General features: G+C 43.3%; 21 protein-coding genes. 6 read left to right on the top strand and 15 right to left on the bottom strand.

The features are described 5' to 3' along the window. Positions 1–68 precede the first annotated feature (68 nt). The 6 genes from ACYRYY_RS10770 to hslV all read right to left on the bottom strand — a co-directional run bounded on the left by ACYRYY_RS10770 (position 69) and on the right by hslV (position 10,294). Positions 69–1,595, bottom strand: coding sequence for a capsule assembly Wzi family protein (locus tag ACYRYY_RS10770; RefSeq protein ID WP_460215606.1), 1,527 nt, complete (start codon positions 1,593–1,595; stop codon positions 69–71). Positions 1,596–1,604: 9 nt separating this feature from the next. Beyond that, positions 1,605–4,973, bottom strand: a complete 3,369-nt coding sequence (locus tag ACYRYY_RS10765; protein WP_460215605.1) for an SLBB domain-containing protein — start codon at positions 4,971–4,973, stop codon at positions 1,605–1,607. 236 nt (positions 4,974–5,209) lie between these two features. Further along, positions 5,210–6,457 (bottom strand): hypothetical protein, encoded by a 1,248-nt coding sequence (locus ACYRYY_RS10760; protein WP_460215604.1) that lies wholly within the window; start codon positions 6,455–6,457, stop codon positions 5,210–5,212. A 335-nt stretch (positions 6,458–6,792) separates the two neighbouring features. Then, positions 6,793–8,397, bottom strand: a complete 1,605-nt coding sequence (locus ACYRYY_RS10755; RefSeq protein ID WP_460215603.1) for a hypothetical protein — start codon at positions 8,395–8,397, stop codon at positions 6,793–6,795. Between the two features lie 8 nt (positions 8,398–8,405). After that, a complete protein-coding gene (gene hslU / locus ACYRYY_RS10750; protein ID WP_460215601.1) occupies positions 8,406–9,761 on the bottom strand; it encodes an ATP-dependent protease ATPase subunit HslU in 1,356 nt (451 codons plus the stop codon). A 2-nt stretch (positions 9,762–9,763) separates the two neighbouring features. Beyond that, positions 9,764–10,294, bottom strand: coding sequence for an ATP-dependent protease subunit HslV (hslV, locus tag ACYRYY_RS10745; RefSeq protein ID WP_460215600.1), 531 nt, complete (start codon positions 10,292–10,294; stop codon positions 9,764–9,766). Between the two features lie 224 nt (positions 10,295–10,518). Here hslV and ACYRYY_RS10740 point away from each other — a divergent pair, with 224 nt between their 5' ends. From ACYRYY_RS10740 to ACYRYY_RS10725, 4 genes are read left to right on the top strand one after another with little or no spacing between them, the layout of a single operon-like run. Then, a complete protein-coding gene (locus tag ACYRYY_RS10740) occupies positions 10,519–11,163 on the top strand; it encodes a lysophospholipid acyltransferase family protein (protein WP_460215599.1) in 645 nt (214 codons plus the stop codon). A 55-nt stretch (positions 11,164–11,218) separates the two neighbouring features. After that, positions 11,219–12,361, top strand: coding sequence for a 3-deoxy-D-manno-octulosonic acid transferase (locus ACYRYY_RS10735; RefSeq protein WP_460215597.1), 1,143 nt, complete (start codon positions 11,219–11,221; stop codon positions 12,359–12,361). Next, positions 12,345–13,220, top strand: a complete 876-nt coding sequence (locus tag ACYRYY_RS10730; protein ID WP_460215595.1) for a lysophospholipid acyltransferase family protein — start codon at positions 12,345–12,347, stop codon at positions 13,218–13,220. Before ACYRYY_RS10735 ends, ACYRYY_RS10730 begins: the two co-directional genes overlap by 17 nt. Beyond that, positions 13,192–13,785: a D-glycero-alpha-D-manno-heptose-1,7-bisphosphate 7-phosphatase gene (locus ACYRYY_RS10725; protein ID WP_460215594.1), complete on the top strand. Its 594-nt coding sequence runs from the start codon at positions 13,192–13,194 to the stop codon at positions 13,783–13,785. Before ACYRYY_RS10730 ends, ACYRYY_RS10725 begins: the two co-directional genes overlap by 29 nt. Here the strand turns inward: ACYRYY_RS10725 and ACYRYY_RS10720 are convergent. The 5 genes from ACYRYY_RS10720 to ACYRYY_RS10700 form a co-directional block, all read right to left on the bottom strand. Then, the gene (locus tag ACYRYY_RS10720; protein WP_460215593.1) at positions 13,748–15,544 is read right to left on the bottom strand and encodes a methyl-accepting chemotaxis protein; all 1,797 of its coding nucleotides are present in this window, start codon (positions 15,542–15,544) and stop codon (positions 13,748–13,750) included. The two genes, ACYRYY_RS10725 and ACYRYY_RS10720, sit on opposite strands and share 38 nt — an antisense overlap. A gap of 244 nt (positions 15,545–15,788) precedes the next feature. Continuing rightward, positions 15,789–16,049, bottom strand: coding sequence for an HP0495 family protein (locus tag ACYRYY_RS10715; RefSeq protein WP_460215592.1), 261 nt, complete (start codon positions 16,047–16,049; stop codon positions 15,789–15,791). Next, entirely contained in the window at positions 16,033–17,265 is a 1,233-nt protein-coding gene (locus ACYRYY_RS10710; protein WP_460215591.1) for an NfeD family protein, read from the bottom strand. The genes ACYRYY_RS10715 and ACYRYY_RS10710 overlap by 17 nt, the downstream gene beginning before the upstream one ends. A gap of 20 nt (positions 17,266–17,285) precedes the next feature. After that, a complete protein-coding gene (gene trmB, locus ACYRYY_RS10705) occupies positions 17,286–17,888 on the bottom strand; it encodes a tRNA (guanosine(46)-N7)-methyltransferase TrmB (protein WP_460215590.1) in 603 nt (200 codons plus the stop codon). A gap of 167 nt (positions 17,889–18,055) precedes the next feature. Continuing rightward, positions 18,056–18,262: a DUF1858 domain-containing protein gene (locus tag ACYRYY_RS10700; protein ID WP_460215588.1), complete on the bottom strand. Its 207-nt coding sequence runs from the start codon at positions 18,260–18,262 to the stop codon at positions 18,056–18,058. Between the two features lie 719 nt (positions 18,263–18,981). Between ACYRYY_RS10700 and rpmB the strand changes: the two genes are divergently transcribed. Continuing rightward, complete coding sequence (gene rpmB / locus ACYRYY_RS10695) at positions 18,982–19,170, top strand: 50S ribosomal protein L28 (RefSeq protein ID WP_265821963.1); 189 nt, start codon at positions 18,982–18,984, stop codon at positions 19,168–19,170. A gap of 158 nt (positions 19,171–19,328) precedes the next feature. Here the strand turns inward: rpmB and ACYRYY_RS10690 are convergent, their stop codons facing one another. The 3 genes from ACYRYY_RS10690 to ACYRYY_RS10680 form a co-directional block, all read right to left on the bottom strand. Continuing rightward, positions 19,329–21,476, bottom strand: coding sequence for a RelA/SpoT family protein (locus tag ACYRYY_RS10690; RefSeq protein ID WP_460215587.1), 2,148 nt, complete (start codon positions 21,474–21,476; stop codon positions 19,329–19,331). Then, the gene (gene recJ / locus ACYRYY_RS10685) at positions 21,473–23,245 is read right to left on the bottom strand and encodes a single-stranded-DNA-specific exonuclease RecJ (protein ID WP_460215586.1); all 1,773 of its coding nucleotides are present in this window, start codon (positions 23,243–23,245) and stop codon (positions 21,473–21,475) included. The genes ACYRYY_RS10690 and recJ overlap by 4 nt, the downstream gene beginning before the upstream one ends. A gap of 93 nt (positions 23,246–23,338) precedes the next feature. Continuing rightward, a complete protein-coding gene (locus ACYRYY_RS10680) occupies positions 23,339–23,590 on the bottom strand; it encodes a hypothetical protein (protein ID WP_460215585.1) in 252 nt (83 codons plus the stop codon). A gap of 169 nt (positions 23,591–23,759) precedes the next feature. On the opposite strand from ACYRYY_RS10680, the gene ACYRYY_RS10675 reads away from it, so the two are divergent. Further along, positions 23,760–24,680: an AEC family transporter gene (locus tag ACYRYY_RS10675; protein ID WP_460215584.1), complete on the top strand. Its 921-nt coding sequence runs from the start codon at positions 23,760–23,762 to the stop codon at positions 24,678–24,680. Here the strand turns inward: ACYRYY_RS10675 and ACYRYY_RS10670 are convergent. Beyond that, positions 24,667–24,930, bottom strand: coding sequence for a DUF167 domain-containing protein (locus ACYRYY_RS10670; protein ID WP_460215583.1), 264 nt, complete (start codon positions 24,928–24,930; stop codon positions 24,667–24,669). The two genes, ACYRYY_RS10675 and ACYRYY_RS10670, sit on opposite strands and share 14 nt — an antisense overlap. Positions 24,931–25,032: the final 102 nt, after the last annotated feature.

Raw genomic sequence — 25,032 nt, 5'->3', positions numbered from 1 at the left:
AAATACATAAATATAAATTCAGCTTATCATATAAGCAAAATTATCCTCTAAAATAATGAACAAAGATCTTATTCAAAGATATACTTAATATTTAATCCCACAAGGTAATTTTCACCTGAATCACCAGTATAGTTATAATAAAATAACCTTTTATCTTTGTCCTCTTTATCCTGTCGGATGAATCTCGCAAAAACATCCATCTCAACGCTTTTACCTATAAAAGCTTCGGCTCCCAGAGAATACTGCTGTTCCTTTTGCTGTGAAGCGGCATTCTTGCCTTTTTCCACAAAAGATGCTTTCACATAAGGATGAATACTATCGGTAAGTTCAGTGTAGATTTCAAAAAAAACACCTCTGCTGTCTCTGCCCATCTGATGCCCGATGATATAATTTTCGACACTGTAACCTTCCGGTGCATAGTTATGGTGCAGATATGTCTTCTCTGAAATACTTACATATTCAAACCTGAAGTCTGTTTTGCCTGTTGTGAGGAACAAACCGTAAATATAAGAACTTCCGAGAAGCTGAAAGCTGCTTCCGTCATCATCTTCCTGCCATGGGGCACGAAGGTCGTTCCAGTTATACTCTATGTAAAACTTGCCGCCCTTAAGAAACCCTGTTTTTTTGAAAAACGGCATATATACTGACATCTCAGCACCTAGAAATTGATCCGTATCATGTTCATCTCCGCTGTTTTCATTCTCAGCAGAGATCAGATCCCAGTAGTCTGACAGTCCATATGAAGGCATTTCACTGCCTCCGTAAAAGCTTGTGCGTGAAACGGCAAGTTCAAGCCAGCTTGCAGGTTTCAGTGAAAATCTTATCCCTATAAGCTGTGGGTCTTTATTTTTGCGTTCGTCGTCGTCAAACCAGAAATTAAACAAATAATATCTGAATTGTCCAAGAAAACCCCAGTTGTATGGAATTTCTGTTTTTATCATTGCAAATTTCTGCGGACGTATATTATCTCCGATAATAAGCTGACCAAAATAGCCGGGACCTATCTGTAAATTATCAATTGCTCCAACATAGGCATTATGCTTTCCTGCCAGTTTCAGCTTTGCTTTCTCAAATTCGACTTTTGTTTCTTCTGAATTTTTATATACTCCGAGGGTGTAGTCAGCGGCAAAAAACTTTGAAAGATACAAGCTTCCGCTGAGGCTTACTCTGTTGAAAAAATCGTCTCCGATTTCTTCTCCGAAATCTCCGGTACTCTGCATACCTTCATCAGAAACGTATCTGCTTTTAAGACTTATTTCACGTAAAGGCACAATGCTGAATCCTTCCCCGTAAACATCTTTTTCGGTATAGTATTTTCCGGCTTTTTCTGAAAGAAATCCGGTATAGGCATTCGTTCCGAAAAGATCACGCATTTCCTCACTCGTGCTGAAAAGAACTTCCGCCTCACGGACTGAGACTGGTTTGAAGTTGTCTGTATAGTGAATACTGGGGCTTATTGCCATGCTGCGTTCGGCAAGACGGTAAAAATATCTGTTCGTGAGCGGAATGTCAGATGTGGCGTATCTCCCTGCCGCCTGTGCAGCCGAAACGGAAAACAGAACCGCTGTGATCAGTATGAGAACCGTTCTTTTCATTCCAGCCCCCTAGAACATTACTTTTGTGACAGCAAAAGCGGTTGCTATCTGATACAATATCTGGGTTATGTCTTTTATATCTCTCATATAACTGGGGAATTTCAATCGTCTGGGGACAACAACAACATCCCCGGCATTCAGCTTCACATCATGAATGTCTTTCCACCAAAAATTATTTTTTATGAACTGATTAGAGACCACACTTCCGTTTGCTCTTACAACATAGATATTATTTTTATCTGCTATGTCTGTCATTCCGCCGGATCTGTTCAGGTAGTCGGATACAGTGCTTTTACTCTTATCGTAGGCGAAGCTTGTTGCTCGGTAAACCTCTCCTACAATAGTGACTGTCGCTTTTCTTGCGGGAATATATATCTCATCACCGTTTTCAAGTTCAAAATCATATGTGCTTTTTTCAAGCTCTGCTATGCTTGCAGCATCAATAACAACCCTTCCTTCGGGTTCAAGCTCATCCAGTTTTTTGATGGTATTTTCAAGGTTCTTGGAGAGGCTTTCATTGGCAGCAATATCCTGTGCAGAAAGGGACGCAGCAATATCCTGTGACTGCATTGCTGTAACCATGCTCTCAAGCCTTATTTTCATTTCTTTGAGATTTTCCTCTTCTATCTGTCTTGTGGATTCACGCAAAAACTTCATTCCGTTAAAATAAGCATAGTCAGTTGTACCGCCTGCTCTTTTAAGAAGATTTGAAATGCGCTCACCTTTAGCAATTGCATATTCACCGGGAAAAAGAACTTCTCCGGAAATCTTGACAAGCATATTCTCCCTGAATCCGGAAACTTCTTTTATATAAACCTGATCATAGGGATGAAGCTTAACATTATATTTGTCTTTCATTACTTCATTCAGGTTTACATCAATAACGCTGTATTTGGTAACTCCGTCCACAATTGCCATTCTCACAATTTCGGCTGAATCATAATAGGCATTATCCTTGAGATTACCTGCTGAAATTATCAGATCCTTGATGTTCATATCAGTGGCATAAATGTATTTTCCGGGAACATTCACCGCACCGTTTATGCTGATGGTTTTCTTCGGATTGAACTCAAAAACTGAATGGACAAAGAGCTTATCTCCGTCTCTGAGAATAAGATTATTTTCGGGACTGCCGTTCATGGCCTCGCTTAAAGAGATCCTTGTCAGGGAATAATTGAAGCTTTCATCCTTAATCCTGAAAAGATGTGCCACATCTTTATATGCTTCTTTTTTAAGTCCGCCTGCCTTCTTTATCAGGTCACTGACGGAAAGATTAACGCTGAGAAGATAAGAACCCGAGTTATTGACCTCTCCGTCCACTTCAACGTAGCCCTTGGGTGAATCGGCATATTTTGAATGCACAACAATGCTGTCGTCTGCATTAAGCTCAAGTTTTCTGGCAGTCTCCGCATCAACAAACCTTGTATAAAATTTTCCACCTATTTTACGGACGACTTCTATACTTTCCATAGAGGCATCCACGGCAAATCCGCCGGCCTTCATAATAGCATCCATAACATTTGCTATTTCAGGCATCTTGTATTTCCCTGCTGCGTTAACCTCTCCGCTGACATTTACAAAATGCTGTGCCTTAACCTGTTCAGCAGTAAGGATATTTATCACGTCCATAGCCTGAACTTCTATGTTGTTTCCATGATTCTGAGGATTCTTAAGCACTTCACCCAGATCAAACCCGATTATCTGCTTGGTTTTCCCTTCACCTGTGTATCGTTCAATATATCCATACTCAAGAGCTGTATTTCGCTTGAACATATCCTTACTGCTTAGAATATCTGAAAGCCTTGCACCTTCAGAGATAGAATACATCCCTGTGAAATATACATTACCTTTCAGCTCAACAGAATTGGAGTCTGGAATGTCAGATTCCATTACAAAAACTTTATCACCGTCACGAAGTTTAGCGTTTTTCAGATTTGTACCATAAATATAAGACTTGGTAACAACCTTTCCTTCATCGTTTATGCTTCTGAGAAAAATATTCTTTTTGTATCCGCTTGCTTCTATCCCTCCGGCAAAGCGAAACAAGTCTGAAAGTGTTTCACCGTTTTTAAGATCATATATCGCAGGAGTCCGCACCTTGCCTTCAAGGGTAACACGCATGGTGGTGCGGGGTACGAAAACCGTGTCACCGGGACGCAGCAGGAAATCCGCAGAGCTGTCACCGTTTATTATAAGGTTATAAAAATCTATTGTGCCGACAGTATTACCGCTGTTTTTAACCTGAACGTTTCGGATGTTAGCTCTTTCAGTGAGTCCGCCGGCGATAACAATTGCGCTTGAGATATTATTAAAGCTGCTTACAGTGTAATACCCCGGGCGGCTCACTTCACCAAGCACAAGAACCCTGATGCTCCGAACATTTTCTACGAGAACCTCAGAGTAAACACCCTCCATACTTTCAAGAATGCCCTTAATAGTGGTGGCTATCTCTTCAAAACGTTTGCCGGACACCTGAATCCTGCCTGTTTCTGCGGATATTACAGAGCCGTCTGCGTTAACAGGCAGACTGAGCGTTTTAGATATACGTCCCCACATGTACACCTGAAGCCTGTCACCGGGACCGAGGACGTATTCAGAAAAGTTTATTGCATTCTGATCAGGTATGAAGTTTTCTGTGCTTCTAAATATATTATGTCCGAATATTTCAAGAGGTTCTGTTTCCTCTGTTTTATTATCTTCCAGTTCTTCATATCTGCCTTCAAGAATAATTGTATCATTATCCTGAAGCGGATACTGAGACATACGGTACGTGTTTTTAGGTGTATATGTAAAATCAGCTACCTCTGCTCCTCGTCTGTACACAGATATTTTCTGTAATTTTTCCAGTTCAAGGGGACCGCCGGCTTCGGCTATAGAGTCCAGAATATTAAAGTTCTGATCTACTTTGTACCTATTCGGATATTTAACAAAACCAAATACGCCAATCATCTTGGTTTCGTTATCACTCATATATCTAAGCTGCTTTTTTACAAATGGATCTGATACAGGAGGTTTAGGAGGAAATATCGTGGTTTCATTATCGAGTGCAGGGAACTGCGTTCCGTTGTCGAAACGCTGAAGGTTTCTTAAATGCGGATACCGCCTGTAGTCCTCTTCTGTAAGGTTGTCATAATTATTTATCTGATTATTTCTAATAAGATTATTTCTGTCAGATATGTTGTTTTTACCCGTTTTGTTATCACTCTGGTTTCGGGCTGAGTTAAACTGCTCCTGATACTTCTCCATCAGGCTGGGGTTGTTACGCATAATTTCGAGAGTTTCAGGGCTGACATCTGCCAAATCAAGGGCGTACACTCTGAGAAAGCAAATAAAAACTAATGATATGACTATTATAGATTTAAAAAGTCTGCCGAACATGTTTCCTCCGAAATGAGCAATAACTAATATTTAGCCCATAAAGAACCTTAACACAACTGAAAATGGCGATAAATAATTATAAAGAAATGCAGATTAACATTTTTAAGACTTAAATGATACTAAACAAGAAAATATACTGTTAACTATGACAATAAAGCTGCTTAATGTAAAAAAAAGCCCGCTGCAAAAACAGCGGGCTTCGGATTCTTTAAAAGTTTCTCTTAAACTTAGTTAGATTAGAAACCTACGCTAAGTGTGTGAGAAGCATAGTAGATGGGGTCTGCGTCATACTGAGCAGCGCCAGCATCGATGTCGTTAACCTGAAGGTAAGCTGCTTTAACTGTGTAGTTAAGAGCTTTGTTGATCTGGTATGAAACGTACGCATCAAGTTCATAGAGGTTAATGTCAGCAAATCCAGGCTGTTTGTCATCATCATAGTTAGAGAATGCATAAGCGAACGCTGCACCAAGAGTAAGAGCATCTGTGTGAGCATAGTCAGCATACAGTTTGAAAGTAGTAAAGCCCTGAAGGTCATCACCACCGGTTACGCCGCCAAGTTCGTCAACTATGAAAGTTGTGTCGAAGTCATCAGCATACTGGAAAGCATTGCCAGTGTCTTTATCAACTGAACCATAAACGAAAGCAAGACCAGCAGTAGTTTTGCCGAGTTTAGCGAAACCGTTGATGTAAGCGCCGAAAAGGTTGTAGTCTTCGCTAGCAGTAGCTGATTCAGAAGCGAGGATGTCGCTTGTTACATCAGCATAAGCAAATTCAGACTCGAAGCCGAACATGCCAAGGTCGCCCTTAAGCATAACTTCAAGTTTAACCTGCTGAGTACCGTCGCTGTTGTTAACAGTGCTAGGATACTGAGTGCCAGAGCTGTCAGCTACATAAGAGTTGTCAGCATAAGTAAGGTTGAAACCGTAAGTGAAAGCACCAGTTTTACCAACATAGTCTACACCGTAGCCATCGTTGTCATCTTTTTCAGAATCTTTAGTGCTGTAGTCTGACGCTTCATAGTTTTTAGTTGTCTGGAAAGTAAGTTTACCAGTTGCAACAGGAACTATAAGTTTAACTCTGTAGTTGCCTTCAACGTTGTTACCGAAAGCTGTACCCCAGCCGCCAGTAGCCATAAGACCAGCATGGATAGCTGCTTTACCGAAGTCGTGCTCAAGGAAAGCTCTCTGGATAGTGAAAGCTTCTTCACCGTAGCCGTTAGTTTTAGCTTTCATGTCCTGAGTGCCCCAAGTGCCATCGCGGAAATCGCCTCTTACTGTGAAGGCTGTTCCTTTGTCAACGATGAACTTAGCCTGAACGTTACCATCCTGCTCCCACCATGAATCTTCACCATCGGAATCTTCAAGAGCGGCACCGTTTTCAACGTAGATACCCTTTACTTCCATGTAACCGCTGAGTTTAACATCAGCAGCGAATGCTGTTGCAGCGAAAGCTACAACCATGAGAACTACTAAAAGTTTTCTCATCCTTTTTCCTCCTGTAGGTTTTTACTGTTTAAAAGGTTACCCTTTTTACTTCCACACCATTAACTAACTCAAATACTGTTAAAAATTAGCACAGCATTTGAGTAATGTCAACACTAACAAGAACTACCACATACGCCGTTTGTAAGTCAACTTTTTTTTCCGAGGCATGTGTTCAGGCAGGAGTTTACCCCAAACTCAAATACCCTGCAATTCAAATTAATGTAAAACCGCAGCATATATCAGAAAACATAATATTAAAGACGCTTTAATACAGTTCGGAAGGCGTCTTGATAACTTTAACACAAAAAAACCCCCTTTGCAGGGGGATTTTCAGCTTATTTAGTTTCAATGTACTCTATCTGACTGGTAGGTTTACGGAAAAGCCCGCCTGCTATGCTTCTGAGCATGAAAAGATATGTGCGCCCGTACTCTTCATACATGTAGTAATCCACTATTACAGGCTCTTTCATGTCTGATTCCCAGATCCTCGCCATGTTCTTTCCTTCCCAGCCGTAAACGGCAAAAGCGGAGCCCTTGTAAGCGAATGTATTCGGCAGCATAGAGGACATGGACTCATTTTTAATGAGATATATCCGTCCGTCGGTGTTAACAAAGATACGCCCTTTAATGTACTGCCTCTGTTCGATGATCTCGAAGGCGTCTATATCTTCAATTTTTTTATTGATTCTTCTGTTTTCCTGTTCTTTCTGGAGATTTATAAAATTCGGAGTCTGGCTGAAACGGTCAATACTTTCGTAAATCTCCTTTCCTTTGTTTTCAACCACGAGCTTGTTATCATCATTGATATACACGGGGTTTACAGTGCCGTCCCTGTTGAGATCAGCGTAGCCGAAGCCGAACAATTTTTTGTTTTCAGAGCCTAAGATTCCTTCGCCTCTGACATAATCTCCTTTATAAACAAGTTTCTGAATCTGCCCCACAAAAGTTCCGTCTGTTGCCAGCCTCTGTGTGAGGACAACCTTATTGCCTCTGTCATAGGCTACCCTTGAAAAATAGGGGAGTTTTTCGGCTTTCAGAACAAACCTGCCGTCGGTGTATTCATATATGTTTGTTTTGGCAAATTTATCATACTCAAGCCATGAAACAATTACTTCCTCAACACCGTTTCCATTGAGATCGGCGCTGTCTACAGTGACTATGAAGTTGATCCCCTCAGGTTTAAGTTCCGCTGTTTTTTCAAATGCTTTACCGGTAAATTTATAGAAATCTATCTGGTTTTTTGTTGATGCAGCAGCGTAAATTTCTTCTTTATCTATCATATGTCCGACAGAAAGAGATGTGTATTCAGTTTCGATAATGTCACTCTGCAGCGAGTCTCTGGTGAGCTTAGTGGAATCACCTGCTTCAACATCAGCGTAGTATGCGCTGGCGATAAGCGTTCCGCTCTTGGTGTCCTTTGCCTCCATAGATATTCCGCCTTTGTCATCCTGTGTGAAAACAAGAGCAATCTGCGCTCCGTCTTTCAGAATTACATTGGAAACCCTTGCCACGTCTTCTTTTATAAGAAGTTCAAGGCGTGTCGGCACATTGACTGTTTTCACTTCAACTTCCACAGGCGGGTTCAGAATAACAGCGTCCCCGACTTTGGGCTCAGATTTTTTGTCAGAAAGTTCCATAACCGAATAGCCTTCAAATACGCTTTTCACAACAGCATCGCTTATGAGAACTTTTTTCCTGCCAAGCACCTGTTTGGTGATCGGGTGGATTATCTCTTCGCTTTCTCTGTATATTTTAAGCACAAGACCCGGATAAACATTTGCGCCGGAACCAAGGTCTGAATAAACGGAGCTTCCGTCAACACTGACTACATATCCGCTCATCCTGCTGAAAAGAGAGTTGACATCGGAAGCCGCTTTCTCAAACCTTGCCTGAGCGGCAAAAGGGATGAGAATAAGAATAAGTACAAGTAATTTTCTCATGTGTAATCCTATAAAACGTATTTGCTGAGATCCCTGTCTTCCACGATTCCCCTGAGGTGACTCTCAACATATGTGTCATCTATTATAATATTTCTTTCTTCCGTGTCCGGAGCTTCAAAGGATATTTCCTCCAGAAGTTTTTCAAGAATCGTATGAAGTCTTCTGGCACCTATGTTTTCAAGGGTGCGGTTAACTTCCGTGGCGATTTCCGCAATCTTCATGATACCTGAGTCCGCAAATTCCACGCTAACTCCGTCTGCCTTAAGAAGAGCTTCATACTGTCTGGTAAGCGCATTTTCCGGTTCTTTCAGTATGCGGATAAAATCCTCCATCTCAAGAGAATCCATCTCCACTCTGATTGGGAAGCGCCCCTGAAGCTCTGGGATCAGGTCCGACGGTTTAGCCATGTGAAAAGCCCCTGCGGCGATAAAGAGAATGTGCGAAGTGTTTACCATACCGTGCTTGGTATTAACAGTTGAACCTTCGACTATGGGCAGAAGATCACGCTGAACACCCTCACGGGAGACATCTCCGCCTTTATGTGCCGCACCCTCACGGGCACAGATTTTGTCTATTTCATCAAGGAAGATAATACCTGTCTGCTCCACACGGCGCAGAGCATCTTTTTTGACATCTTCCATATCTATAAGCCTAGCCGCTTCTTCCATTTCGATAACGGTTCTGGCTTCCTTAATTTTCATTTTTCTCTTTTTCTTTCTGTTAGGGAACATGTTTTTCATCATGTCGCCGATATTCATCCCAAGTTCGTCCATGCCCATGTTTGTAAGCACTTCAACCTGCGGACCCTGTTCCTCAACATCTGCCTCGACCTCACGTTCATCAAGCTCGCCGGCTTTAAGCATTTTGCGGAATTTTTCACGGGTGTTTGAATCGGAGTTTTCTTCGGAAAAACCGGGTTTCTTGGGGAGAAGAATGTCAAGGAGTCTCTCCTCGGCATTTATCTTCGCTTTTTCAAGCACAGCATCTTTCTTTTCAGCCTTAACCATGGCGATTGATATTTCCACAAGGTCCCTGACCATGCTTTCAACATCACGCCCCACATAGCCTACTTCGGTAAACTTGCTGGCTTCAATTTTCATAAAAGGGGCTCCGGCAAGCCTCGCAAGCCTTCTTGCCACTTCGGTTTTACCCACTCCGGTAGGACCTATGAGAATAATGTTTTTGGGAGAGATCTCATCCTGAAGTTTATCCTCAAGCTGAAGTCTGCGCCATCTGTTGCGGAGAGCCACCGCAACGGCTTTTTTGGCATTCCTCTGCCCTACTACGTATTTATCAAGTTCTTCCACAATCTGTTTCGGCGTAAGCGCACCCTGCTCCGCCATCAGACGCTGATCGGTTTTCATATTTATATTTCCTCTATTATTATGTTCCTGTTGGTGTAGATACAGATATCACCTGCAATTTCCAGTGATTTTCTGACTATTTCAGCAGCGGAAAGTTCCGTATTTTCCACAAGCGCCACAGCAGCAGACTGCGCAAACGCCCCGCCGGAGCCAATAGCCGCCACACCTTTATCCGGTTCAACCACATCACCGTTTCCGGTTATTATGTACACCGAATCACCGTCGGCAACAACCATCATAGCCTCAAGCCTGCGAAGGTATCTGTCCGTGCGCCAATCCTTTGCCAGTTCCACCGCAGCGCGCAGAAGCTGTCCGCCGAATGCCTCAAGCTTTGCCTCAAAACGCTCCATTAGCGTAAAAGCATCTGCGGTAGAACCTGCGAAACCGCACATCACTTTATCGTTATAAACTCTTCTTACCTTTTTTGCGTTGTGTTTCATCACAGTATTGCCGAAGGTGACCTGACCGTCTGCCCCGATGGCGGTTTTACCGTTTTTTCTAACTGCGATGACAGTAGTTCCTCTGATTTCCATAAAATGTTCCCTGCCGTTATCAGCCTTTACCAAAATTTTGACGAGCCCTTATAAGGTACAAAAAACGGCATCCGATGACAAGCCGTTATATGCACTTAAAGAAAGTTGGGATGTCTTAATGTTCAAAAAGTGCTTCAAATCTGCGGTTTACTTTCAACATGAAAAAAAGTATAGTCAGGGGTTTTAGGAGATACGGTATAAATGCGTACTTTTACGGTCGGATGATGAAAAAAAGACTTTTCCTCTTTGCTTTGTGGCTCTTCGGCAAGTTTATGACTCTGTATGGAAATACATTCCGTTACCGTGTCACCGGAAAAGAAAAGCTGGACGAGCTTTTCAGAAGCGGCAAGAGTGTCGTATTTTTCACATGGCACAACCAGATTTTTCCCATTCTGCATTATAACAGAGGAGTAAACCTTGCAATAATAATCTCCAGCAGCAAAGACGGAGATATAATGGCGCATGTTGCCGAGTCCTTCGGCTACAGGGCAGTGCGTGGTTCATCCAGCCGCAACGGTTCTAAGGCTCTGCTCGAAATCAAGAAGCTGATGAACGGCTCATGGCATGCAGCAATAGCAGTGGACGGACCAAAGGGACCTAAATATAAAATGAAGCCCGGCGCTCTTTTCCTTGCAAAAAATACCCACGGAATCATGATGCCCGTAATATTTGACTGCACAAGCTTTAAACGCTTCGCAAGCTGGGACGGCTTCATCCTGCCTTATCCTTTCGCCAGAATAGATGTTCACTACTGTGATCCTGTTTATGTCTCGGATTCGGCAGATCCTGAAACGATTAAGAAGGAAGCAGAAGAAATAGAGAAATCCACAATGGAGCAAACACTTGTTCATTCTCCGCATATTGTATAATCTTTTAATAATTATAATAATTCCGTTTGCTGTTCCGGTGGGTTTTCTTTTTGCTTTGAAAAGAAAAGAGGATGAGGACTATTTTCAACGTTTCGGTTTCATCAGCTTTCCGGAAGCACCCGCCAAAACAGTGTGGTTTCACTGCGCCAGTGTCGGTGAGGTACGCAGCCTGAAGCAGCTTCTAAATACATTTAAACTTAAATACCCCGATGCGGAATTCATAATCAGCACCACCACAGCCACAGGCAAAGCAATAGCAGAAAAAGAGCTTAAGCCTTATTTTGCATTCCTGCTCCCCATCGAAAACTCTGTGGCGATATCATACATCCTTTACTGCATGAATGTTAAAGCTACAGTAATCATAGATACGGAACTCTGGCCAAACTTTATAACATCCACATCCAAACATGCTCCGCTTTTTCTGGTGAATGCCCGCATATCTGACAGAAGCTTCGGCGGATACATGAAAATACGCCGCATCATATCGCCTCTGCTTGGCAAATTTGAACATATTTTCACTAAAAGCGATGAAGATACGGCACGCTTTGCCGCCATTAAAGGAGACTCCGGCAACATAAGCACTCTGGGCAACATAAAGTTCAGCGAGTTTGACGGCGAACCGGATTTATCTTTCATTTCCCCGCTTGGAGACAAACCTTTCATAATCGCTGCCAGCACACACAGGGGTGAAGAGAACGCCATTGTAAATGCTTTTCTGAAAAGCGGTTTTGAAGGCAGACTTGTAATCGCACCACGTCATCTGAACCGGACTGATGAATGTCTGAATATTCTCAAAACAGCAGGGTTAACAGCATGCAGACTCACAGAGTTTAATCCTTCATGCCGTGTTGTTGTTGCGGATATCTTCGGTCAGCTTGAGGCACTTTATAAACAGGCTGACAGAATATTCATAGGCGGTTCAATAGTCAGCACAGGCGGACACAACATCTTCGAGGCGCTTCGCTTCGGACGCCATGTTGCCGTTGGTGTGAATATGCAGAATTTCAAAGAAATTTATGAACTTGCCAACAAATACAACCTCGTTACAACAGTGAATAACGAAGACGAGCTATCCGTTTTCTTTTCATCTGAAGAGCCTGAAGGCGACTTTTCCGGTTTAAAATCGGAGATACAAAGCTCCGCCGAAGAAAGACTTGATGAATTTCTGGAGGCACTAAAAGTTGCACTTACTGATTAAATTCTTTTACTTTATCCTGGGAGGCAGAAGCCTCAGCTTTCTTAGACATATAGGTTCTTTTCTCGGTACTGTTTTCTGGTACATCCTTCCGGAAAGGCGCAGAACAGCTATAATCAATGCAGAAATAATCGGCGCTGATGATCCGGTGAAGTGCGCCCGTGAATCATTCCGCCACACATTTATGAGCTATCTGGAAGCCTTCTGCATCGGAAAAGTGGATAAAAAATTCATAGAAAAGTATATTAAAATAACAAGCAGATGTGAGAAACCCGACCTCACTACCGGAGAAATAATTATTTCCGCTCATTTCGGAAGCTGGGAGCTGGCGGTTCCGGTTCTTGCGGCGTTCAGTCCTCTCAAGATAGGTCTTCTCGCCAGAAAAATGAAAAATGAAAAATTAGATGAATTTGTTAAGAGTCAAAGAGGTTTCTGCGATAAGCTTGTTTACCTTCACCACCGTGACTGCGCAGAAAGTATAAACAGACTTCTGGCCGAAAACGCCCATATCGCAGCCCTGCTTGATCATGCCTCCACAGAAAAGGATTCCGTTTTTGTTCCTTTTTTCGGTATAAATACAACGTTTAACAAAGGTCTTCCTCTGATAGCAGTGCGCAGAAATATTCCGATCCGCCCGGCGTTTATGAAGCGCACAAAAGAAGGCGCTGAACTTGTTTTCCGTGAACAGATTCTTCCTGACAACAGCCTTAAACCGAAAGAGCGGATATACGACATCGCTTTGAAAATAAATAAAGCCTTTGAAGAAATTATCAGACAGAACCCCGAACAGTGGTATCTAATCCATAAAAGATTTAAAAAGACAGAGGATGAAAATGGAAAGGTTTCCCGCAGTTTTTATTGACCGTGACGGCACAATTAATATCGAAGCAGGATACATAGATCATCCCGACAACTTTAATCTTTACCCTTTTGTTCCGCAGTCCATAAGGCTTCTCAACGAACACGGTTTTCTGGTAATAGTCCTCACAAATCAGGCAGGGGTGGGCAGAGGATATTTCGGCGAGGACAACGTGGAAACTCTCCATGCAAAAATGCGCTCCGAGCTGGCAAAGGGCGGTGCAAGGCTGGATGCAGTTTATTACTGCCCGCACCATACATCATCCAAAGACCCCAGATACGCCGTAGACTGCGACTGCCGTAAACCCCGTACAGGCATGGTGGACAAGGCTTTACAGGATCTGCCCATTGACAAAAGCAGAATGTTTATCATCGGCGACAAAATGAGCGATATTAAACTGGGTAAAAAAACCGGATGCCGCACATACCTCGTAAAGACAGGATACGGGCTGCGTGAAGCAGAAAACAACTCCGACGGTGCGGATATCATCACAGACAACCTTCTCCTTGCTGTGCTGGATATACTTAAGATCAGTCGGCAAGAACAGCAGGGTCAAACCCCAGCCTGAAAGCTCCCCAGTGCTTTCCGTTAACGTATATCGGCAGTGAAAGGTCGTTTATAACCTCTCCTGTGTCACGGACATACGCCTGTAAAAGAAACCTTTTCGTATTCTTAGCCGCTCTTGACCCTGTGTGGTCATTAAATAACCTTTTATCCCTGCTGGTGAGAACATCTGTCTCATGGTTTCCGGTAAGGGGTTTGGAATATTTGCTGTTGTGAGTAGGTGCATAACCGTTTGTATCAACACACAAAGAAAAAATACATCCTTTCACATCCTTAAGAACATCATCGTAAATTTTCTGAAATTCACCCTCAACCTTCTTATCATAGTCTGTGGAATACTTTTGCGGTTCTGTGTCTTTTATCGGGCGGTAATTTCTGTCAAAAATATTCTGCCCCTGTGCCGCATGGGAAGCCAGCCTTGTTTCCAGAGTGTCTCTGTATTCTGATGCTTTAAGAATTATCTGTTCAAAAGTTCCTTTGCCTATTTTAAACCGTGAAACGAGTTCCTGAATTATCTCTATCTTGCCGTTCAGATCATCAGTTGAGTATTTGGAGTCCTCCATACGATGAGTCACCTCATTGGCTATGCGGTGAATATCAGAAACATTCTCATTGATCCTCTCATTTACCTTTGTGAGATCGTCAAGCGAAGTTGAAATATTCTGCAAGCCTGCGGAGGTCTGCTCGAAATCAGTCACCATGGACATAAACTTCACTGATGTGCGCTCCACAACATCTTTCGTAAGTCCCATGTGATCATTTATCGTTTCAGTCTGCGTGGCCGTGTTCTGAACCTGCCCCACTATACTGTCAATATTTTTAGAGATCTCTTCCGTGGCGGTTTTTACCCGTTCTGCCAGCTTACGCACCTCATCTGCCACAACAGCAAAACCTCTGCCTGCGTCTCCTGCCCTTGCTGCCTCAATAGCCGCATTAAGGGCGAGAAGGTTCGTCTGGTCTGATATATCTTCAATAAGAGAGACCACTGTTCTGATATGCCGGGAGTTATCCGCAAGGCTGTTGACCGTGGTGAGGAACGAGGCGATCATCACGCTTACTTCCTGTATTTTTTCTGTGACATGCTCAAGCTCTCCGTAGGATTCCTTTGCATGGGAAAGGTTGTTTACTGTGGTTGTGCTTATCTGCACTGAATTTGCAGCAACGGTTTCTATGGCGTCCGTTACTTTTTCGCTCTCCTGAAAAACCGTGTTGGCAAGCTCGTCCTGCACCTTAGCGTCTTTGGATGCTGCATCAACATTTTTGACGACCTTAGCAGACTCAACGCCAATATTCACTCCGAGGACTCTGACATTCCTGATTATCTCCCGGAGCTTCTCCATAAACTTGTTAAAGTTTCCGGCTAGGTCGCTCATTTCATCATAAGTAAGCCGGGGCATATCAAGAGAGAGATCCCCCTCACCTTCGCTTACCTCTTCAAGCAGAGTGGAAAGCCTTTTAACAGGTTTAACGATAAGCATCCGCATAAAGACAGCAGTAAGCACTGCGGCAATTATGGAGAAAACAGCAAAAAACAGAATGTGGTAAAAACTCTGGCTGACGATTGCACCGCTTATGCTGTCAGCCAGTGCCGGATCCTCCGCCGAGAGCAGACTGTGAATACTGCTGCGCTGATAGAAAGTAAAGCCGATCATCAGAAGAATCTGGAAACAGACAATACCCAGAATGTTGCCGAAAATCTTTCGGGTAAGGGTGTTGAAAATGTTTTTTTCAAGCCCCTTATAAATTTTATAGAAAATAGCCATAGCTCACCATAACACCTTTATAAAATAGCCATTGTGTAAAATAAATTTTTTTAAGATATTTTGCAAGCCATATAAAATCTTTTATAAATTACGGTAAAATAGAATTTTTTGTACCTAGGACAACATATCAACAATAAAACGCAAGCTAATTTATAACTGACAATAAGATCAAAAAACGGACAAAAAAAGATATGGTTTAACAGAGGCTTTCCCGCAGCTTAAAACCGCTGCGGGAATTGTATTTTTATAGATGATATTTCAGCCCTTCTATCTGACTGATCATTTCGTAGATGCTCCTTAACTCACGGTAATCCTCAACATCAACAGTAACAGATATTGACACATATTTTCCGCTGCTGCTCTTCCTTTCCTGAGTTTCGAGAACCTCTTTCATTACAAACACAGCGTTGACACTGTCTCTGAAAGATTCCGTATCATCCCCCATCATTTTATAAGTAAATCTGGCGGGGTATTCCATTTCTTTAAAGCTATTCTGATCGCTCAACTTTTATCACCATCCCCTTAATTTCAATGATTCTCACTTTATCATTTTTTTCAAAAACCGATTCTGATTCGGCGTTCCATATTTCTCCATGTACAAACACTTTTCCGGAATTTCCGTTCCATGATGTTACTGTACCAGCTTCGCCTATCATTCCTTCTTCTCCCGTTGTCGGTTTGGAGAGGAAATCTCTGACAAGCAGTCTGCCTATAAGCCCGACTACAAGCAGAACCGTTACAAGCACACCTATTATCATGCCCCAGGAAACACTTATGCCCACATTTCCCTCCCTGCTGAAAAGCAGATACATCCCGAAACCGAGAGAAACCACAGCTCCAAGTGTCAAAAGTCCGAAGCTTGGTATAAAAACCTCAGCAACAATCAGTGTAAAACCTGCGATAATCAGCAGCAGAGCAAGCCAGTTCACCGGTATGATGTTAATACCCATGAGAAAAAGCAGGATGGCGCATGCACCTATTCCCGCAAACACAAAAGTTCCCGGCATCTTAAACTCAAGAAATATGGCGCCTATACCTATAAAAAGAAGAAGCATCAGTATGTTCGGGTCGCTCAGAAAAAAAGCAACCCGTTGAAGAACAGTGGGTTCAAGGTAGGTTCTTGATGTCTGCTCGCCGTATTCTTCAGCCAGAAGAGCAATAAGCTCATCATCGCTGTTCACCACAGCATCAATTATTCCGGCCTCCAGAGCCTCCTGTGAAGTTAGGCTCAAAGAGTTTGTAACCATCTGAACTGATATATCAAGATTCCTGCCCCGTTTTTCTGCTATAGAGCGGATAAAAGCAACAGTATCATTCTCAATTTTTTTCCCAAGTTCTCCCTCTATATTCTGTCCGGTAACATTGACAGGATGAGCAGCGCCTATGTTGCTTCCTTCGGTCATTGCTGCATAGTGGGAGGCAAGAGTAATAAATGTTCCGGCAGAGCCCGCCCTTGCCCCCTGCGGTGAAACAAAAGTAACCACAGGGGTCTCACTTTCAAGGATAATCTGCACGATTTTCCTTGTGGAATCAAGGATTCCGCCGGGAGTATCCAGTTTGATCACAAGCACTCCGTCAGCATCCTCCGCTTTTTTGAGGGACTGCTCAATATATTTTTCAGTGTATCCGCTGATTACTCCGTCCACATCCACAAAGAGATATTCCTTTGCATGTGCGGCGGAAAAAGCAAGAAGCATCAGCAGTGCGAGAAAAAACCTCATCAGACCCTCCGGAAAATTTATTATTGCTTTATCATCCTGAAAAAGTAAACGCCAAGCTCCGGCGAAAACTTACGGTAATATTTTGTTTCATGGTAATCCACAAGTTCGTTTATAAATACAGTATCGTACGCACTTTTTAGTTTTTCCACAGGTTTCAGGTTCTGTACAATCTCTTCCGCATAGTCCACCTGATCAGTCGCCATATACAGACTGCCGCCTTTTTTCAGCTTTGATACAAGGATTTCGATAAAAGAAGTTTTCAGGAGTCTGCGTTTATTATGCTTTTTTTTCGGCCACGGGTCAGGGAAATTGACATAAAAGTTATCCACACATTCGTCTTCAAGCAGGCTTACGAAGAATGTTGCGTCAAAATGGATTATTTTTGCGTTTTTTACTCCGGCGGAGCGCACTTTTCTGATTGCTCTGTCAAATATGCGCTTCATCACCTCAAAGCCTATATAATTCTGTTCAGGATACCTCACCGCAAAAGCACTTATAAACTCGCCGTTCCCGATGCCTATTTCAACATTAAACGGAGCATTATTCTGAAAAAAATCAGCAGGGTTCAGCCGGTCATAGCTTTCAAACTCACCGCCGTGGGAAAACTTTTGCAGCGTTTCCACCTGTGGGCGTATGTCATTTGCATATAAGTATATATCTTCATGAAAATTCAGGTCTAATTTTTTAATAGCAAGCCTCCCGGTAAATAAGTTCAGCGCAAACACCCCCTGAAAATATTCGTTCAGGGGGTGCGGGTAATCTCTATAAGAGTATAGTTGTTTGTGTTTTCTTATGATTTGCAGCCGTCAACAAACTTAACAAGCTCCGCCACGACTTCATCAGGATCAAGTCCATGCATACGTGAGCCCTTTTCTATGCTTTCATTAGCAACACCCATGCAGCTCATGCAGCCCATATTAAATTTATCAAAAACTTCCACCGATGATGGACACGCCTTCAACACATCCGCAATAATTGTTTTCGCTGTTATTTCCATAACATTAACCTCATTAATAATTATTTAGAATAAATATACTATTTTGCATTAATTACCAAAGTGAAAAAACGTATTAAGCATTTTTCACCTGCACTGCAAAAGCAGGAAATGTACACTTGCCACGAAAAAAGCACTGACAAGCAAAAAAACTCTTGAGCTTGTCATTACAGGGTTAAAAAACACTTCCTGTGTTTTTAACCCACACGCTCGCACCCTGCAAAGCAGGGCTTCGCTACGCACGGCGTGTTCCCATCCGTGGGAACATTTACGTTTCCCACGAAAAAAGCACTGACAAGCAAAAAAACTCTTGAGCTTGTCTTTACAGGGTTAAAAAACACTTCCTGTGTTTTTAACCCACACGCTCGCACCCTGCAAAAGCAGGGCTTCGCTACGCACGGCGTGTTCCCATCCGTGGGAACATTTACGTTTCCCACGAAAAAAGCACCATCAAGCAAAAAAACTCTTGAGCTTGTCTTTACAGGGTTAAAAAACACTTCCTGTGTTTTTAACCCACACGCTCGCACCCTGCAAAGCAGGGCTTCGCTACGCACGGCGTGTTCCCATCCATGGGAACATTTACGTTTCCCACGAAAAAAGCACTGACAAGCAAAAAAACTCTTGATCAGGTATATGGGTTATGTTAGCATTTCAAGCTCTTTAGATCAAGACCATTGAATATTGTATAAGGTTTAGAATTATCATACATTCGGAGGATTAACATGGCCAGAAGATGTGAGGTTTGCGGTAAAGGACCAATGTTCGGTCACAACATAAGCCACGCTCACAACGTTACGAGAAGGGTTTTCCTTCCCAACGTTCATAAGATGAGAGTTATTGAAGACGGACAGGTTGTCAGGAAAAAAGTCTGCACAAAATGCCTTAAAGCAGGCAAAGTTCAGAAAGCCTAATCACAGACATTTAACTCTGCCTGCGGCTCTCTTCCGCAGGCGGTTTTGTCCCTTTTTCCTTAAACAAATCAATAATTTTTTGAAAAAAATTTCCTGGAAGAAATTTCAGCGGATATTTTTGTGTCCGCCAAAAATATTCGTTCAGAAAAATGCGGATCTTAATTTGTCCGCACTTCCTGTACGCCGTCAATATTGCGGAGCTTATTCACGACCGTTTTCAGTTCCTTTTTATCCTGAACCTCTATTGTAAAATCCTGCTTGGAAAGCCCGTCAGGAGCTTTGCCGGAAGAAAGGTTTGATATATTAATCCCCATTTCCTTCATAATATTGGCTATATCAAAAAGCACACCGGGGCGGTCGATCACCACTGTTTTAATAGCAACAGGCATTCTGAATACCCTTTTATCGCTCCATTGAACAGGTGTGAGTCTTTCTTCGTTTATACTTCCGTTGACTATGTTTTCGCAGTCCTTCTTGTGAATTACTATACCCCTTCCTCTTGAAATGTACCCGATAATATCATCTCCGGGCAGAGGCATGCAGCATTTCGCAACCTTCACAAGGACATCATCTATGCCGTCTATAACAAAAGGCTCTTCGCTCTTCTTAGGAGCAGGAGCTTCCATGCTCCCGACTGAGTCTTTCTTTTTGTCCTTAACTTCAACAAAATTATGAACAATCTGTCTCGGTGAAACCCTGCCGAACCCAACAGCAACATATATATCTTCAAGATCTTTAAGCTTGAAATGAGAAGCAATTTTACGGACATTAGCTTCCTTGTTAAAGATCTCACGATAATCAAGAAAATATTGTTTGAACTCCCTGTCGAGGAAGTCGATACCCTGAGCCAGAGCCCTGTCACGCTCTTCCTTCCTGATGAAGTTGCGTATTCTGACCTTTGCTCTGCTTGTCTTCACAAAACCGAGCCAGTCACGGCTGGGCTTATGGTTGGGAGAGGTAAGAACAGTGACTCTGTCACCGTTGCGCAGGCGGTATTTCAGAGGCACCATGCGTCCGTCAACCTTTGCGCCGGTACACATGTTTCCTATATCTGTATGGATTGAGTAAGCAAAATCTATGGGAGTAGACCCCACAGGCAGTTCCACAACATCACCCTTCGGAGTGAAAACATAAATCTGCGTAGGCAGAATATCTTCCTTAAGAGCCTCCACAAGGTCGATGGGACGTTTAAGATCATGCTGTTCAAGGAGCCCTCTGAGCCAGCGGAAGGTTTTGTCCTCCTGCGGGTCAAATACCTTGCCTTCCTTATATTTCCAGTGGGCGGCGATACCCTCTTCAGCAACCTTGTGCATCTCGTGGGTTCTGATCTGAAACTCAACAGCCATTCCTTTAGGTCCCACAACAGTGGTGTGGAGAGACTGGTAAAGGTTGGACTTCTGCATTGCGATATAGTCCTTAAACCTTGACTGAATAGGCTTCCAGATATTATGGATTATACCCATAACCGCATAGCACTGGGGCACGTTGTCCACCATGATCCTAAGGGCAAGGAGATCATAAATCTCCTCAAAGCTTGCCCCTTTCTTCACCATCTTGTTGTAGATGCTGTAAAAGTGCTTGGGTCTGCCCTGAATCTCAGCCTTGATTCCGTTGACCTCAAGTTCCTTCATAATCTTCTGCATTACTTCCATAAGGTATTGTTCACGCTCACCGCGTTTGTACTTAACCTTTTCATAGATTTCGTAATACATTTTAGGGTTGAGAATGCGGAAACAGCGGTCTTCAAGCTCCCACTTAATCCACGCTATCCCAAGCCTGTGAGCAAGTGGTGCGTAGATATCCATTGTTTCCTGAGCTATGCGCTCCTGTTTTTCCTGCCGGAGAGAGTCAAGAGTGCTGATATTATGAAGCCTGTCGGCGAGTTTGATAAGGATTACACGGACGTCTTTCGACATTGAAACAAGCATTTTACGGAAGTTTTCCGCCTGCTTTTCCTCTTTGGACTTAAACTCTATCTGACCTATTTTGGAGACACCGTTGACGATAAACGCCACATCCTCCCCGAAAAGCGACGCCACCTCTTCGTATGTCGCATCCGTATCCTCAAGAGTATCGTGGAGAAGACCGCCGATAACAGTATCCACATCCATGTTCATTTCAGCAAGGATGTAGGCAACATTCAGCGGGTGGGAGAGATAGGGTTCTCCGCTCTGGCGGAGCTGTCCCCGGTGCTTCTGCGCAGCATAAACGTATGCCTTATGCACCTTTTCCAGACCGGCAGTAACGCCGTTTTTTATCATTTTGTCCTGAATATCCATCAGGCGAACAATCTTCTTGTGTGTCATATATCTTCATCCGCAGGGCGAATATCTTTGAGATTAAGCTGAATATATTTGCCGCCGTACCACCCGTTAAGCACAGGGGTAAAAACTATATCAAACGAATCGGAAGAGATCAGCATCCCTTCAAAATCCCTCATATTATAGCCTATACAGTCAAATACTCTGCCGTTTTTCTCCAGATATATCTTAAGATGCGTTTTCTCCTTGCCCACATAGGAGAACGGCTGAGCCTTACGCAGGTTTCTCATGCAGAAAACAGGCTCCCTGTTCCCTGCACCGAAGGGCTGCATCCTGTCCAGCCAGTCCAAAAGCTCTTTACTTACATCATCCGGTTCCAGAAACGCATCAATAACCAGCTCCGGTATATAATCATTCTCGGAAAGCAAAGTGTCAACAGCTTCGTTGAATTTTTCTCTCAATTCGGAAATATTATTCATCTGAACTTTGAGTCCGGCGGCGTATTTATGCCCGCCGAATGTTATGAGAAGGCTTTCAACCTTTTTCAGCCCTTCATAAAGATGAAAAGCGGGAATACTCCGTGCAGAGCCTTTGCCCACACCGTTTTCAGCGGTTATTATGATAGTGGGCTTATGAAACTTCTCCACAACCCTTGAGGCAACTATACCTATAACGCCTTGATGCCAGCTCTCAGAGTAAAGCACAAGCCCTTTATATTTTTCATTAAGTCCTTCATCTTCGATCATCTGGTAAGATTCGCTGATGATCTCTTTTTCGATGGACTGACGGTATTTGTTTTCCTGATCAAGCTCACGGGCGAGATAACGTGCTTCGTCTCTGTTGTCGGTAATAAGAAGACGCAGGCCTTTGTCGCTGCTGCCCATTCTGCCCACTGCGTTTATACGTGGCGCAAGAGCAAAGCCCACCTGCGATGTGCCTACCCTTGAGCCGTCCAGCCCAGTGATTTTCTTAAGCTCGCTGACTCCGGGTCTTGTGGATTTCTGAGAAAGAAGTTCTAGCCCGTGCCGTACAAAAATCCTGTTTTCCCCAACGATAGGAACAACATCAGCAACTGTGCCCAGAGTTACAAGGTCCAGATATTTTTTGATATTCGGAGCGGCTTTGTCGAAACACCCCTGCTCACGCAGATAATACCGCAGCCCCATAACAAGCTTGAACGCAACCCCTACCCCTGCAAGTTCTTTAAATTCATACTCATCCCCCGGCTGAAGCGGGTTAATAATACAGAGCGCAGCCTCAGGCATAATCTCCGCAGGCTGATGGTGGTCGGTAATGATAACATCCATACCCAGTGAAGATGCGTAAGCAACTTCATTCACTGCGTTTATGCCGCAGTCAACAGTGATTATAAGCTTTGTGCCCCGGGAGGCTATCTCGTCCATTGCCTCACGGTTAAGCCCGTAGCCTTCCTCAAGCCTGTTGGGAATATAGTAATCAGCATTAGCGCCTATCTCGGTAAGGAAAAGATACATCAGTGAAACAGAAGTAACCCCGTCCACATCATAATCACCGTATATGCAGATCCGCTCTCCCCTTTTCAGGGCAAGACGTATACGCTCAACGGCGATCTTCATTCCTTTGAGATTAAAAGGGCTGTTAAGCTCCCTGAGAGGTGTCTCCAGAAAGCACTCTATGGTTTGTTCATCAATAAGCTGTTTTTTGACAAATACTTCGGAGAGGCAAAAAGGAATACCGAGTTTATGCAGAACTTCAGTGTAAGCGGCGGTATCCGCTTTTTTGTAGATCCACTTAAATTTAGAACTCATGTAGGTTTCAAAACTGTCCGGTTTCAAAAGCATCTCCGTTTCGGGTGTTTAACAAGCTCACCCGTTACCCCTGCGAATCTGAAAGCAGGTTAAAAACACTTTCCGAACAGAAGAACGTGCCTAAAGGAAGCTCACCGGCTTTATCGGCTTGTATGACTTGGTGACAGGAAGACTCTCAGGTGTCTGAAGCCTGTATTTGTCAACTATTTTTGTTTCGATAACCTTTCCCTCGTTGTCATACAGGGTCAGCTCATACTGACTGACCGCAGCACTGTTCACAAGAGAAGCCACCAGCCATGCCATACTGATTATAAATGCGACGTACCAGTACTTCATGCTGGCTCCGCCGAAAATATCCCTTAATTCAGGCATTATTCCACCGCCGAAATTTAATATATTATTTATACTTCAATGAGGATAAAAATACAAGCACGGTAAATCAGTTTAATTCTATATTAATTAATGTTTACCTTGTATGTATTAATCACTTCACTGTTAAACCATCATTGTCTTTATCACATAAATCAGGTTATATATTCCTATGAGTGAAATATTCTTTCTGGTGCTGCCGGTTTTCATAGTTCTTACTGTGGGCAACCTGCTGAAAAGAATGAAAATAGTCGATGACAGGTTCATAGCCTCGTCCAATACCCTTATCTTCAAAGTTACCCTGCCTGCTCTGCTGTTTCTGAGCATTTCACGTTCAAACCTCAGAGCGGTTTTTGACTGGCGTCTGGTGGTAATAATTTTCGCATCAGTGCTTGTTGTCGCTGTCCTCAGCTTCATTACCGCAAAAATACTCCGCCTCAGTCCTGACATAACCGGAACATTCGCAATGAATAATTTCCGGGGCAATTATGCAAACATGGGTCTGCCGGTGTTCTTTTATGTCTTCGGACAGGAAGGACTTATGTACGCAAGCGTCCTCATGGCGTTCATTGTTCCCTACGTAAGCATGATAGCAATAATCGGACTTAGCATTACCTCCGGAGACAAGACAAAGATAGTACCCATGATGCGAAATGCCGTTCTTAACCCCCTCGCTATAGCCTGCATGGGCGGTCTGGCGTATTCATATATAGGCATTCCCATGCCTGCTTTCGTGATGAAATCCATATCCATAATCAGTGAAGTCACTCTGCCGCTTGCGCTGTTCTGTGTCGGTTCGACCATCACACTGGAATCAATGAGAAATGACTTGTTTTTAAGTTCATTGAGTTCGTTTTTTAAAATGATTGTCGGACCAGCAATAGCTTTCTTCATGCTGAAAGCGTGGGGCATAGAAATGTCAATCGGAGCAAAGGCTCTTGTGGTACTGCTTTCTTCGCCCTCCGGCACTGTCAACTATGTTTTTGCCGCTGCCTTAGGCGGGAACACACGCCTTACCGCAAGCACCATAGTCACCACACACAGCTTCTCGATCCTCACATTTATAATGTGGATCATGATCATAGGCGTTTAAGAGCCTCAAGCACGTCACTTTCAGTAATATCCGAATCGATTTCCAGCGTTTTATGCCGAGAAAGTTCTCCGGCGCATATTGTCACAGCCGATTTAGGCAGTTTCAATGCTTTTGCAAAAAACCGGATCACAGCCTCATTAGCTGCACCCTCCACAGGCGGAGCCGCAACCTTTATCTTTGCTTTTCCGTCAAACTCTCCGGCATACCCGCTTTTCTTTGCTCCGGGCTGAATATAAACCTGAAACTTCATGCATCCATACTACAGCATTAACCCTTGCAAGGAAAACAGCTATCTTTACATTTTATATAACGGGTGCTAATATCCTGCACTGACAAGCCCTCGGAGGTATAT

The sequence above is a fragment of the Geovibrio sp. ADMFC3 genome (assembly GCF_054687035.1).
Note: the sequence above shows the minus strand (reverse complement) of the source record. Positions and strands in the feature narration are given on the sequence as shown.

Coding starts and splice junctions, on each gene's coding strand:
- ACYRYY_RS10770 (WP_460215606.1), bottom strand. CDS start 1,595: ATGAAAAGAACGGTTCTCATACTGATCACAGCGGTTCTGTTTTCCGTT.
- ACYRYY_RS10765 (WP_460215605.1), bottom strand. CDS start 4,973: ATGTTCGGCAGACTTTTTAAATCTATAATAGTCATATCATTAGTTTTT.
- ACYRYY_RS10760 (WP_460215604.1), bottom strand. CDS start 6,457: ATGAGAAAACTTTTAGTAGTTCTCATGGTTGTAGCTTTCGCTGCAACA.
- ACYRYY_RS10755 (WP_460215603.1), bottom strand. CDS start 8,397: ATGAGAAAATTACTTGTACTTATTCTTATTCTCATCCCTTTTGCCGCT.
- hslU (WP_460215601.1), bottom strand. CDS start 9,761: ATGAAAACCGATCAGCGTCTGATGGCGGAGCAGGGTGCGCTTACGCCG.
- hslV (WP_460215600.1), bottom strand. CDS start 10,294: ATGGAAATCAGAGGAACTACTGTCATCGCAGTTAGAAAAAACGGTAAA.
- ACYRYY_RS10740 (WP_460215599.1), top strand. CDS start 10,519: ATGAAAAAAAGACTTTTCCTCTTTGCTTTGTGGCTCTTCGGCAAGTTT.
- ACYRYY_RS10725 (WP_460215594.1), top strand. CDS start 13,192: ATGGAAAGGTTTCCCGCAGTTTTTATTGACCGTGACGGCACAATTAAT.
- ACYRYY_RS10720 (WP_460215593.1), bottom strand. CDS start 15,544: ATGGCTATTTTCTATAAAATTTATAAGGGGCTTGAAAAAAACATTTTC.
- ACYRYY_RS10710 (WP_460215591.1), bottom strand. CDS start 17,265: ATGAGGTTTTTTCTCGCACTGCTGATGCTTCTTGCTTTTTCCGCCGCA.
- ACYRYY_RS10700 (WP_460215588.1), bottom strand. CDS start 18,262: ATGGAAATAACAGCGAAAACAATTATTGCGGATGTGTTGAAGGCGTGT.
- rpmB (WP_265821963.1), top strand. CDS start 18,982: ATGGCCAGAAGATGTGAGGTTTGCGGTAAAGGACCAATGTTCGGTCAC.
- ACYRYY_RS10690 (WP_460215587.1), bottom strand. CDS start 21,476: ATGACACACAAGAAGATTGTTCGCCTGATGGATATTCAGGACAAAATG.
- ACYRYY_RS10680 (WP_460215585.1), bottom strand. CDS start 23,590: ATGCCTGAATTAAGGGATATTTTCGGCGGAGCCAGCATGAAGTACTGG.
- ACYRYY_RS10675 (WP_460215584.1), top strand. CDS start 23,760: ATGAGTGAAATATTCTTTCTGGTGCTGCCGGTTTTCATAGTTCTTACT.
- ACYRYY_RS10670 (WP_460215583.1), bottom strand. CDS start 24,930: ATGAAGTTTCAGGTTTATATTCAGCCCGGAGCAAAGAAAAGCGGGTAT.